General features: G+C 72.6%; 10 protein-coding genes. 5 read left to right on the forward strand and 5 right to left on the reverse strand.

The window, feature by feature from the left end:
• The first annotated feature begins 48 nt into the window (after positions 1–48).
• The gene (locus tag HUT10_RS23275; RefSeq protein ID WP_176173179.1) at positions 49–372 is read left to right on the forward strand and encodes a helix-turn-helix transcriptional regulator; all 324 of its coding nucleotides are present in this window, start codon (positions 49–51) and stop codon (positions 370–372) included.
• Between the two features lie 183 nt (positions 373–555).
• Positions 556–1,737: an MFS transporter gene (locus tag HUT10_RS23280; protein ID WP_176173180.1), complete on the forward strand. Its 1,182-nt coding sequence runs from the start codon at positions 556–558 to the stop codon at positions 1,735–1,737.
• A 53-nt stretch (positions 1,738–1,790) separates the two neighbouring features.
• Here the strand turns inward: HUT10_RS23280 and HUT10_RS23285 are convergent, their stop codons facing one another.
• On the reverse strand, positions 1,791–2,105 hold the full coding sequence (locus tag HUT10_RS23285; protein WP_176173181.1) for a DUF3017 domain-containing protein: 315 nt from the start codon (positions 2,103–2,105) through the stop codon (positions 1,791–1,793).
• Positions 2,102–2,959 carry a bifunctional methylenetetrahydrofolate dehydrogenase/methenyltetrahydrofolate cyclohydrolase gene (locus HUT10_RS23290; RefSeq protein ID WP_217709633.1) on the reverse strand — a complete coding sequence of 286 codons (858 nt, stop codon included), beginning with the start codon at positions 2,957–2,959 and terminating at the stop codon, positions 2,102–2,104. The genes HUT10_RS23285 and HUT10_RS23290 overlap by 4 nt, the downstream gene beginning before the upstream one ends.
• Before the next feature lie 223 nt (positions 2,960–3,182).
• Here HUT10_RS23290 and HUT10_RS23295 point away from each other — a divergent pair, with 223 nt between their 5' ends.
• Positions 3,183–6,134: a glycohydrolase toxin TNT-related protein gene (locus tag HUT10_RS23295; RefSeq protein WP_176173183.1), complete on the forward strand. Its 2,952-nt coding sequence runs from the start codon at positions 3,183–3,185 to the stop codon at positions 6,132–6,134.
• A gap of 40 nt (positions 6,135–6,174) precedes the next feature.
• On the opposite strand, the gene HUT10_RS23300 is transcribed toward HUT10_RS23295, so the two are convergent.
• Entirely contained in the window at positions 6,175–6,762 is a 588-nt protein-coding gene (locus HUT10_RS23300) for a pentapeptide repeat-containing protein (RefSeq protein WP_176173184.1), read from the reverse strand.
• Between the two features lie 90 nt (positions 6,763–6,852).
• Between HUT10_RS23300 and HUT10_RS52265 the strand changes: the two genes are divergently transcribed.
• Positions 6,853–7,317: a hypothetical protein gene (locus HUT10_RS52265; protein WP_368660773.1), complete on the forward strand. Its 465-nt coding sequence runs from the start codon at positions 6,853–6,855 to the stop codon at positions 7,315–7,317.
• The gene (locus HUT10_RS23310; RefSeq protein WP_176173185.1) at positions 7,263–7,991 is read left to right on the forward strand and encodes a class I SAM-dependent methyltransferase; all 729 of its coding nucleotides are present in this window, start codon (positions 7,263–7,265) and stop codon (positions 7,989–7,991) included. The genes HUT10_RS52265 and HUT10_RS23310 overlap by 55 nt, the downstream gene beginning before the upstream one ends.
• Here the strand turns inward: HUT10_RS23310 and HUT10_RS23315 are convergent.
• On the reverse strand, positions 7,984–11,289 hold the full coding sequence (locus tag HUT10_RS23315; protein WP_176173186.1) for an error-prone DNA polymerase: 3,306 nt from the start codon (positions 11,287–11,289) through the stop codon (positions 7,984–7,986). The genes HUT10_RS23310 and HUT10_RS23315 overlap by 8 nt on opposite strands.
• Entirely contained in the window at positions 11,290–12,150 is an 861-nt protein-coding gene (locus HUT10_RS51190; RefSeq protein ID WP_254896996.1) for a hypothetical protein, read from the reverse strand.

Here is a 12,150-nt window from a genome sequence, read left to right on the forward strand (position 1 = left end):
GTACTACGAGTCGCCACCGAATTTCGACCGGCGTCGTACAATGCGTCCATGGCCAAGACCGACACCCTGCCCCCGATCGCCCACCCGGCCCGGGAGGAGATCACCGTCGAAGGCGTGCTCCGCGCCCTCGCCGACCCGGTGCGGCTGGCCATCGTCCGGCAGCTGGCGGGCACCGATCAGGAGATCGCGTGCGGCGGGCTCACCGTGCCGGTGACGAAGTCCACACTCACCCACCACCTGAGCATCCTGCGCCAGGCCGGCGTCGTGGCCGGCCGCCAGGAGGGCACCACGCGGTTCAACTCGTTGCGGCGCAACGATCTTGACGCCCTGTTCCCGGGCCTGTTGAACGGCGTGCTGGCCGCTCCGCGCTGATCAGGGCGTTACGGTGTGGATCGTCACCCGATATCGGGATGACAACCGGCCCCCTCGCTTGTTGGACTGGGCGAAGGCAGCTCACGGCGCTGGGGCCGATCGGCTGTCTTTATTTATGCCCCTTTACTGAACCGATCCAGAAATCAGGCTCAGTAATCGTTTACCCACCCTGGAAGGAGTGCCGTGCCCGTCGCGCTGCTCGCGCTCGCCATCGGAGCTTTCGGCATCGGGACCACCGAGTTCGTCATGATGGGCGTGCTGCCCCAGGCGGCCGCCGACTTCGGCGTCGACATCCCGACCGCCGGCCACCTCATCTCCGCCTACGCCCTCGGCGTCGTCGTGGGCGCCCCGCTGCTCACCGCGGTCGCCGTCCGGCTGCCACGCAAGACCATGCTGCTGGCCATGATGGGCCTGTTCACGCTGGGCAACGCCCTCTTCGCGCTCTCGCCGAACCAGGAGTTCGGCGTCGCGTTCCGGTTCCTGGCCGGCCTGCCCCACGGCGCGTTCTTCGGCGCCGGGGCGGTCGTCGCCTCCAGCCTCGTCGCCCAAGGCGACCGCGCCAAGGCCGTGTCGCTGATGTTCCTCGGCCTGACCCTGGCCAACGTCATCGGCGTGCCGCTGGGCACGCTGCTCGGCCAGCAGGTCGGCTGGCGCGCCACGTTCGGCGTCGTCGCCGTGATCGGCCTGGTCGCGGCCGCGGCCATCGGGAAGCTGGTGCCGCACCAGGGCAAGCCCGCCGACGCCTCGCTGCGGGGTGAGCTGGGCGCGTTCAAGAGGCCGCAGGTGCACCTGGCGCTGGCGATCGTCACGTTCGGGCTGGGTGGCGTGTTCGCCTGCCTGTCGTACATCACGCCGATGCTGACCGACGTCGCCGGCTATTCGCCGTCGAACGTCACCCTGCTGCTGTCCCTGGCCGGCGTCGGCATGACGATCGGCAACCTGCTCGGCGGCCGGCTGGCCGACCGCGCGCTGATGCCGAGCCTGTACATCGCACTGCTGGCGCTGGCATCGGTGCTGGGCATCTTCACGATCACGGCGCAGGGCAAGATCGGCGCGGCGATCACGATCTTCTTCGTGGGCGTCGCCGGGTTCATGATCGGCCCGATGATGCAGGCGCGGATCATGGAGAAGGCGGGCGGCACACCGTCCCTGGTGTCGGCCGCCGTCCAGTCGGCGTTCAACATCGCCAACTCGATCGGGGCTTACCTCGGCGGGCTGGTGATCGCGGGCGGGCTCGGTCTGGTCGCCCCGAACTGGGTCGGCGCCCTGCTCGCGGTGTTCGGCCTCACGCTGGCGATCGTCTCCGGCACCTTGGACCGCCGCGAAGCCCGCGCCGAACGGCGAGAACTCGCCCTCGCGTCCTGATCAGACCCATCGAAAAGCGCCACCTTCCGCAGGAGGGTGGCGCTTTTCGGCGTTCAGGAGCCGAGCGGCCCGCCGATGATCGTCAGGGCGACGTACAGCACCGCCGCCGCCAAGGACGTGAACGTCACCACGTCCACCAGCTTGCCTCGGATGGCCAGCAGGCCCGCCCGGGTCGTCGGCAGGGCCGCCCGCAGCAGCGCGGCCAGCAGGAGCGCCGCGCCGATCAGTGCCGCGCCCTCGCGCCAGTGGTACTGGAAGATCCGCAGCGCCGCGACGGCCACCACCAGCAGCACCGCCGCGAACGGCAGCTGGGTGAACCGGGACGGCCGGTGACCGGTCACCTCGCGCCGGTCCTCGGTCATCGTCATCGGCCCTGTACCGAGCGCTCCGCCGCTTCGACGACGTTGCTGACGAGCATCGCCCGGGTCATCGGGCCGACCCCGCCCGGGTTCGGCGAGATCCAGCCGGCGACCTCGGCGACTCCCGGGTGGACGTCGCCGGTCAGCTTGCCGTCCACATGCGACACGCCGACGTCGAGCACCGCGGCGCCCGGCGCCACCATGTCCGGCGTGATGATCCCCGGCACCCCGGCCGCGGCGATCACGACGTCGGCGCGGCGGACCTCGGCGGCGAGGTCGCGGGTGCCGGTGTGGCACAGCGTCACGGTGGCGTTCTCGCTGCGGCGGGTCAGCAGCAGGCCGAGCGTCCGCCCGACGGTGATGCCGCGACCGACCACGGTGACGCGCGCGCCGTTCAGCTCGACACCGTGGCGCTTGAGCAGCTCGATGATCCCGTACGGCGTGCACGGCAGCGCACCCTGCTGGCCGAGCACGAGCCGGCCGAGGCTGACCGGCGCGAGGCCGTCGGCGTCCTTCTCCGGGTCGATCCGCTCCAGGACGCGGTTCGCGTCGAGGTGCTTCGGCAGCGGCAGCTGCACGATGTAGCCGTGGCAGGCCGGGTCGGTGTTCAGCTCGTCGATGACGGCTTCGAGCTTCTCCTGGCTGATGTCGGCCGGCAGGTCGCGACGGATCGAGTTGATCCCGATCTTCGCGCTGTCGGCGTGCTTCATTCGCACGTACGAGTGAGAGCCGGGGTCGTCACCGACCAGGACGGTGCCGAGGCCGGGCGTCACCCCCTTCGCGGCGAGGGCCGCGACGCGGGGCTCGAGCTCCGCGAAAATGGCGTTCTTGGTGGCCTTGCCGTCGAGAATCTTCGCCGTCACGTGCCCCATTCTGGCAAAGCGACCCCCGCGCGTCGCTTCCAGGCGCGGGTGGTCGCAGCCCGTAGACTCGTCGCTACCCCACACGGTCCAATCGCGACGGTGCCCGCGATCAAGCTGTGACCTACCGCACGTCGCATCGCCCGAGGTCAGACCCGGTGCCACCGGGTGGCCGGGCGGCAAAACCCACATGCGGGGTGCACTCGCGCGCGCGAGCAGTCAAAATGTGCGGGTGGCACAACCGACGACGCAGCTGAACGCGACCGAGCAGGACACCCTGGTCAAGCAGATCGGACTTGCTCTGCTCCGTGCCGCCCCGCGCGACTGGCGCAAGGTCACCGCGGAGTACCGAGCCGTCGGCAGGTACCACGAGCTGACCGGCGAGATCGTCACCGAAGACGGCACGGTGCACGAGTGGCTCGCCACCCACGACATCGCCACGCTCTTCGGCAGGCTGCGCGGGGGCATGTACCGCGACGGCCGCGGAACGTGGTTCAACGCGCGCTACCAGCTGGACCACCCGTCCAGCTACAACCTCGAGTACAACCGCGACGAACCGGTGTGGAACCTCGCGCCGCCGCCGCAGGCCTACTCCGACGAGCTGCGGATGTTCCCGCGCACCGAGGAGAACGTGCCCGAATGGCTGATCCGGCGGATGTCCGGGCTCGGCCCGGAGCAGCCGGGGCCGCACTTCCGGATCGCCCGGATCTTCGACACCGTCGGCCCGGCGGGCCGCCCGGTGATCAACCGCCCCGACCTCGAGGTCGACGAGCAGGACCGCCTGCTGGAGTACCTCGAGCACGCGCCGCTGGTGGTGCCGGAGCGCGGCTACGACATCGACCGCCTCGCCGCGACGCCGGAAGCGACCGTCCCGGTCGCCTTCCACAGCGACGGCCAGTGGATCTGGCCCGCCGCGGTCAACTTCTACCTGCACAAGTACGGCGTTTCGCCCGAACCGGACCTCGTCGGGCACGTCCGCGCGGTCGGCTTCTCGCTGCCGCCGGTGGACGAGCCGACGCTGCAGGCCGCGGCCGCGTACCTGACCCGGGGCAACCAGCCGCCGCCGCAGCAGCGCCCGGCCGGGCCGCCGCAGGGTCCGCCGCAGCAGGGCATGCCTCCCCAGGGGCCGCCCCCGCAGCAAGGCCCGCCGCCGCAGGGCGCGCAGCAGCAGGCGCCCGCCGGTCCGCCGCCCGTGGCGCCCCCGCCGGTCGCGCCGCCGCCCGTCGCGCCGCCCCAGCAGCACCAGGAGCCGGCCGCGCCGGTGGAGGCGCACGCCCCGGCCGAACCGGAGGCGCCGGCCGAAGAGCACGAGTACGCCGACGAGGGTTACGACGAGCAGGAGTTCGACGACCGCTTCGCCGAAGAGGACCACCAGTACGGCGAAGAGGAGTACGCGCAGCAGGCCGAGCACGCGACGGGGACGAACGGCTCGTCGCCGGAACCGGGCCGGGTGCCCGACCTCGAAGAGACCGCGGAATACGTCCCCGACCAGCCGATCGGGCAGGAGCAGCAGCCGCGGGACGGCGAGCCGTTCCCGCGTCGCGAAGACGAGCACGCCGCGTTCCAGCCGCCGAGGGAGGACGAGCACGCCTTCCAGGCCGCGCCGGGCGCGGAGGAGCCGCCGGGCCACCGCGAGGAAGAGCCCGCGGCGTTCGGCTCCGGCCCGGCCGGGCACGACGACGAGGCGGGACACGCCTTCGACACCGGCCAGGCGGACGAACCCGCCCACGCCTTCCAGCCGCCGCACCAGGACGACGAGCCGTCGCACGCCGCTTTCCAGCCGCCGCGGCACGACGACGAGCACGCGTTCCAGCCGCCGCACGCGGACGACGACCCGTCGCACGCGGCCTTCCAGCCGCCCCGGCACGACGACGAACACGCCTTCCAGCCCGGGCAGCCGCCCCGGCACGAGGACGAGCACGCGGGCCCGCCGGCCCGGCCGGACGACGAGGCGCCGTTCCAGCCGCCGCGGCGGGAGCCGGCCGCGTTCGATCCCGGCCCGCCGACCATGATCACCCAGCCCGAGGTGCCCGGCGTGCTGCCGGTTCCCGAGCCGCCTGCTCCCCAGCCCGTGGCCCAGGCCGAGCCGCCCGCGCCGCCGCGTCCGGGTCGCCGGGCGCTGCGCCGCGAGACCCCGGACCACCCGGTGCTCGCCGGCCTGCAGGCCAAGCTCGACGAGCTGGACGTCCCCGAAAGCGGCTACAAGCTGGGCGCGCCCGCCGAGCACGGGTGGAGCGTCGAAGAGGTCGAGGACGGCTGGCGCGTCGGCTGGTACGACGGCAAGCTCAGCAACCCCGCGGTGTTCGGCGACGCCGAGGACGCGGCCGCGTTCATGCTCGGCAAGCTGCTGCTCAACCCGGAGGGCCACGTGCCACCGGAGGAGCCGCCCGCCCCGGAGCCGGAACCCGAGCCCGAGCCGGAACCGGCGCCGCAGCGGGTCGTCGCGACGCTGTCGCCCGAGATCGCGACCGGCTCGTACCCGGTCCGCAAGCCCGAGCCGCCGGTGCCGCCGCAGGAGCAGACGGCGTTCACCAGCGCCGAGGAGCTCTTCGGCGACCTCGACGACGACGAGCCACCCGCCCCGCAGCGCCAGCCCGCGCCGGTCCCGGCCGGGCCGCCGCCGGTGTCCCAGCAGGCCGGGCCGCCGCCCGTTCCGCCCGCGCCGCCCCGGCGTGAGCCGCCGTCGGCGCCGACCGTCCTGGCCCCGGCGCCGCAGGGCGTCCTGCCGGTGCCGCCGCCCGGCCCCGCGGCTCCCCCGGCGCCGGCGCGCCGGGAGGAACCGGCCCGCCCCGCGGTCAACGGCGGTGGCGGCGGTGGCCAGCAGCAGTGGCCGATCGGCCCGCTGGCCGGCGAGCCGCCGCTGACGCTCTTCCGCGGCAAGGAGCTGCGCGAGCTGCCCGCGGGCAGCGAGCTGGACCGCTTCGGCGGCCCGAACGGCAACCTGACGTACGCGGCGGGCACCCCGTTCGCCGAGCGGTCTCTGGTGCCGGAGTGGGTCAACCGCCCGTACCACGTCTACCGGGTGCAGCGGCCGCTGGAGACGCTGGCCGGCGTCGCGATCCCGTGGTTCAACCAGCCGGGCGGCGGGTCGGCGTACCTGCTGCCGGCCTCGATCGAGGAGCTGCTGGCCGAGGGCGACCTGATCGAGCTCGACCCGGGCGAACCCCCGATCGACTGAAGACCGCGAAGGCCCCGGCGCTGCCGGGGCCTTCGCCGGTTCAGCGGATGACGAGCCCGTGCGCGGCGGCGAAGGCGATCGCCGTTTCGACGTCGACCTCGGCGCCCCGCAGGTCGGCCTGGACCAGGGCGTTCGCGTCGAGACGCGCGCCGCGCAGGTCGGCGCCGTCGAACTTCGCGCCCTGCAGGCGGGCGCCGGTCAGGTCGCTGCCGCGCAGGTCGGCGCCGGAGAGGTCGGCCTCGGCGAGGTTGGCTTCGCGCAGCCGCAGGCCCGACAAGCCGAGCTTGCGCAGCCGCGCCCGCGACAGCGACGCGAGCGAGAGGTCGCACTCGGTGAGCGCGATCCCGCCGAACCCGCTGTCGGTGAAGGCCGAGCCGAGCAGCGAGCACGCCGTCCAGCGGCTTTCGGCGAGCACCGTCCGTTCGAAGGTGCACGAGCGGAACGCCGAGGCGTCGTGCCGGGAGCGCGACAGGTCGGCCCGGCTGAACACGCAGTCGTCGAAGGTGCAGCCGCGCGTCCGCAGCCCGCTCAGGTCCGCGCCGGTGAAGTCGCAGCCGGTGAACCGGCGTTTTTCCCACCACTGCCCGGACAACACCGCTTCGCGGTAGTCCTCCCCGGTCTCCAGCACGCGCCCAGGGTGCCACACCCGCGGCCGGGGCCGGCCGCCCGCCGCCGCCGGTGCGCACGAGCCGGGCGCCGACCGCGCCACACTGGCGGCATGGGAGTCCCGCTGCGGCCGGTGGCGGCGCGGTCGGTGTACCGCGGAGTGGCACCACCACCCGCACTCGCGGACGTCCTCGCCTGCGGCTGGGAGGCGCGGACCTCGGGTACGCCGACCAGTCCACCTCGGCCGCGAGTGCCGCCGCCTGTCCGGCTCCTCCCCGCGGCGCTGGTGCGGGTGGCCGAAAAGTCGCAGACGCCGCCCGCGGCGCCGGGCCCGGATCAGCGGCCGGACGGCACGCTGGTCGCGGACGTGGCGAGTGTGTCCGGCCTGCTCGACCTGGACCGGCGGCGGCTGCTGCCCGACCCCGGCGCGTACTGGCGGGGAGCTGGCCACGCGGCCGGAACTGCTGGGGCCGGCGCCGAAAACGGCGTGATCTTCGCCGATCCGCTGGCTACCGTGGCGCCGTGCCCGATCACGACTACGTCGATCCCTACCTCGCCTCCCTCTACGACACCCTGAACCCGCGCGAGAGCAGCGGCGATTTCGCGTTCTACCTGCCGATGATCATGGCCGCGGAGTCCGTGCTGGACGTCGGGTGCGGCACCGGTTCGCTGCTGCACTGGGCGCGCGAGTCCGGCCACGAAGGCCGGCTCGTCGGGCTCGACCCGGCCGAGGGCATGCTCATCCAGGCTCGCCGCCGGGACGACATCGAATGGGTGCACGGCGATTTGTCGACCGCGTCCTGGGACGCCGAGTTCGACTTCGCGGTGATGACCGGGCACGCGTTCCAGGTGCTGCTCACCGACGACGAGCTGCGCACGGCGTTCTCGGCGATCCGCCGCGCGCTGAAGCCCGGCGGCCGGTTCGGCTTCGAGACGCGCAACCCGGCCGCCCGCGGCTGGGAGCGCTGGACGCCTTCGAACGTCTGGGAAGCCGGAGACGTCCGGACGTGGAACGACGCCGGGCCGTTCGAGAACGGGTACGTCACCTTCAAGACGACGTACGAAAGCCCGAACTGGGACGCGCCGAAGTACAGCGAAAGCACGTTGCGCTTCCTCGACGTCCCTTCGTTGAATGAGTTCGTCGATCAAGCCGGCCTGGTCCTCGACGAACAGTACGGCTACTGGGACCGCTCGCCGGTGACCGGCGCGAGCCCCGAGATCGTCACGATCGTGCGGCGTCCCCTCACTTGAAGTCCCGTGACTTGGCCTTGATGCGCATCGGCAGCGGCTCGACGCGGTGGGCGAGGACGCTGACCACGCCGTCCGCCTTCTCCACCACCCCGCGGATCAGCAGCGCCGGGCTGCTGCGCGCGACGCGGTGGTAGCGCTGCCAGAGGCCGAGCGTGCAGATCACGTTGACCATCCCCGTTTCGTCCTCGATGTTGAGGAAGGTGACGCCGCCCGCGGTCGCCGGGCGCTGGCGGTGCGTGACCGCGCCGCCGATCAGCACGCGCGCGCCGTCGTCGAGGTCCGCCAGGCCGCTCGCCGGGACGACGCCGAGCTCGTCGAGGCGGTCGCGGATGAACTCGGTCGGGTAGCTGTCGGGCGACACCCCGGTGGCCCAGACGTCCGCCGCCGCGACGTCGAGCCCGTCCATCCCCGGCAGCACCGGAGCCGGCGCGCCGACCAGCCCGGGCAGCTTCTCCGGGCGTTCGCCGGCGACCGCACCCGCTGTCCACAGCGCCTGCCGGCGATCCCCGCCGAAGCCGGCGAACGCGCCCGCCGTGGCCAGCGCCTCGATCTGCGGCGTGGTCAGCCGGACGCGGCGGGCGACGTCGGCGAGGTCGCGGAATTCGCCGTTGTCCAGCCGCTCGGCCACGATCCGCTTCGCGAGGTCCTCGCCGATCCGGCGCACGGTGCCCAGCCCGGTGCGCACGTCGTGGAACGGCCCGGCGCCCGCCTCCAGGGTGGCGTGCGGGAGGCTGCGGTTGATGTCCGGGCCGTGCACGGTGACGCCGTGGCGCCGCGCGTCGGCGACCAGCGACTGCGGTGAGTAGAAGCCCATCGGCTGCGCGCGCAGCAGGCCCGCCAGGAACGCGTCCGGGTGGTAGAGCTTGAAGTAGGCGCTGGAGAAGACCAGGTGCGCGAAGCTGAGCGCATGGCTTTCGGGAAAGCCGAAGTTGGCGAACGCCTTGAGCTTCAGGAAGATCTTCTGCGCGAGCTCGTCGTCGACGCCGTTCGCCGCGGCGCCTTCGAGGAACCGCTGCCGCAGCCGGTCCATCTTGCGGTCCGAACGCTTCGAGCCCATCGCGTGCCGCAGCTGGTCGGCCTCCGCCGCGGTGAAGTTCGCGACGTCCAGCGCGATCTGCATCATCTGTTCCTGGAACAGCGGGACGCCTTTGGTCTTGTACAGGGCCTTTTCGAGCAGCGGGTGGTCGTAGGTCCACTTCTCGCGGCCCTGCTTGCGGCGGATGTACGGGTGCACCGAGCCACCCTGGATGGGGCCGGGCCGGATCAGCGCGACTTCGACGGCGAGGTCGTAGAACTCGCGGGGCTGCAGCCGCGGCAGCGTCGCCAGCTGGGCACGGCTCTCCACCTGGAAGACGCCGATCGCGTCGGCGCGGCACAGCATGTCGTAGATCTTTTCGTCGGCGAGGTCGAGCTCGGCCAGGTCGACCGTTTCGCCCTTGTACTCCGCGACGAGGTCGATCATGTAGTGCAGCGCGGACAGCATGCCGAGGCCGAGCAGGTCGAACTTGACCAGCCCGGCGGCGGCGCAGTCCTCCTTCTCCCACTGGATCACGCTGCGGTCGGCCATCCGCGCCCACTCGACCGGGACGACCTGGCTCACCGGCTCGGCGCACATGACCATCCCGCCGGAGTGGATGCCCAGGTGCCGCGGGAAGTCTTCGAGGGCGAAGGCGAGTTGCAAGACCTCGTCGGGGATGTTGTGGTCGTGGTCCTTTTCGGTGTGCTGCAGGGAACCCCAGCGGTCGATCTGCTTGCTCCAGGCGTCCTGCTGGCCCGGCGAGTAACCCAGTGCGCGGGCGGCGTCGCGGACGGCGGACCGGGCCCGGTAGGTGATCACGTTCGCGACCTGGGCGGTCCTGAGGCGGCCGTGTTTCCGGAAGACGTACTGGATGGCCTCCTCGCGGCGGTCGGACTCGATGTCGAGGTCGATGTCGGGGTAGCCGTCGCGGTCCGGGGCGAGGAAGCGTTCGAAGAGCAGTTCGTAGGCGACGGAGTCGACGTTGGTGATGCCGAGCGCGTAGCAGACGGCCGAGTTCGCGGCCGAACCGCGGCCCTGGCAGAGGATGTTGTTGTCCTTGCAGAAGCGGACGATGTCCCAGACGATCAGGAAGTAGCCGGGGAAGCCGAGCTCTTCGATGATGGCGAGCTCGTGCTTGATCTGCTCTTGCGCTTTTTCCTCGTGGGCCTTGCCTTTGAAACGTTCCCGCGCGCCTTCTTCGGTGAGTTTCCGGAGGTAGGTGGTCTCGGTGTAGCCCTCGGGGACGTCGAAGGGCGGCAGCTCGGGGGCGATCAGCTTCAGCGGGAACGCGCATTCCATGCCGAGCAGGGCGGAGCGGCGGACCGCGCCGGGGTACCGCCGGAACAGGACGTCCATTTCGGCGCCGCTGCGGAGGAAAGCCGTGCCGGCGGCGGGCAGCCAGCCTTCGAGTTCGTCGATCCCCCGCCGCGCCCGGATGGCGGCGAGGGCATCGGCGAGCGGAGCGCGTTCGGGCCGCGCGTAGTGGGCGGCGGTGGTGGCGACGGTCGGGAGCTTCAGTTCGTTCGCGAGCTGCGTCAGGAGGTCGTTGTGGGTGCTGTCCAGGGGCTGGCGGTGATCGGTGAGCTCGACGTAGACGTTGTCGTGGCCGAAGCGGTCGATGAGTTCTTCGAGTTTTTCGGCGGCGGCGGCCGGACCGTGCGTGACGAGGGCCGAGCGCACGGCGCCCTTGCGGCAGCCGGTCAGGACGACGCACTGCCCGGCGACCTCCTCGGCGACCGCGCCGAGGTCGTAGATCGGACGTCCTTTTTCGGCCTGGTGGTGGATCTGGCCGGCGGTGATGGCGCGGCAGAGCGCGCGGTAGCCCTGGTCGCCGCGGGCGAGCAGGAGGAGGTGCTCGCCTTCGGGGTCGGGGACGCCGTTCTGCGGGCCGTGGAGGCCGAAGCTGAGTTCGGTGCCGAAGACGGTGTCGACGCCGAGTTCCCGCGCGGCCTCGGCAAAGCGCACGACACCGTACATGCCGTCGTGATCGGTGAGGGCGATGGCGTCGAGCTGCAGGCGGGCGGCCTCTTCGACGAGTTCCTCGGGGTGGCTGGCACCGTCGAGGAAGCTGAAGTTGGAGTGGCAGTGGAGTTCGGCGTAGGGGACGCGGACGGCCTCGGCGCCATCGTCGTTCCGCCGGGTGGGGAGGTCGTCGGGTTTTCGGTAGCCCTCGCGGCGACGGCCCCAGGCGGGGCTGTCACCGTGGTCGCCGGGAGGGAGGCCGCCGGCGAGGGTGCGGGCGAGGTCCTTCCAGCGGACGGGCGGGTTGTTCCAGCCCATTCAGTGACTCCCGGGCTGGTCGGGCCGATCTTGGACGGCCCGGCGGCGGCGGTGCCAGCTGGAGGGGTGGTTCCAGCGGGACCGGGCTTCGGCATCGGACATGGGGGCGGCTGGTGGCTCGGTGGGGTGGTTCCAGCGGCTGCGGGCCTCGGCCTCGGTCGTGGGGCTCGCGGGCGCCTCGGTGCGGCGGCTCGCGTTCGTCGGGTGGGCCCAGCGGGAGCGAACCTCGGCGTCGGTCATCGGGCTCGCGTCCGGTGGCTGCGCGCGGCGGTCCGCGTTCGCCGGATGAGCCCAGCGGCTGCGGGCCTCGGCCTCGGGCCCCGGGCTCGCCGCCGCCCCGGTGCGGCCGCCGGGATTCCCGCGGGCGCGAGCCTCGGCATCGCTCGTCACGCTTGCGTCGGGCGCTCCGGCGCGGCGGGCCGCGTTCGTCGGGTGGTTCCGGCGGCTACGGCCGTCGGCGTCGGTCATCGGGTTCGCGTCCGGTGGCTGCGCGCGGCGGGCGGCGTTCGTCGGGTGGTTCCAGCGGCTGCGGGCCTCCGCGTCACTGATGCGGGCCGCGTCCGGTGTCGCGGTGCGGTGTGGCGGGGTCCAGCGGAGCTCGATTCCGCTCATGCGGCAGCCGTTCTCGCGCGACGGGCGCGGGACCGGGAGCGCGATCACCGGGCAGACCCAGTCGTCGTCGGCCGGGGTTTGCGGTAGCTCGCCGCGGACCGTCCAGCGGTCGGGGGTGTCCGGCCGCTCGTTCGTGGCCGGCTCGGGGATCTCGCGCAGCCACTCGCGTTCCTCCGAGGCCGCGCGGGGCGTGGCCTCGGGCTCGGCTCGGAGCCAGTTGCGCAGCTTGCGTGCGTAGTCCTCGTCCAT

Source organism: Amycolatopsis sp. Hca4 (assembly GCF_013364075.1).
GTDB lineage: Bacteria > Actinomycetota > Actinomycetes > Mycobacteriales > Pseudonocardiaceae > Amycolatopsis.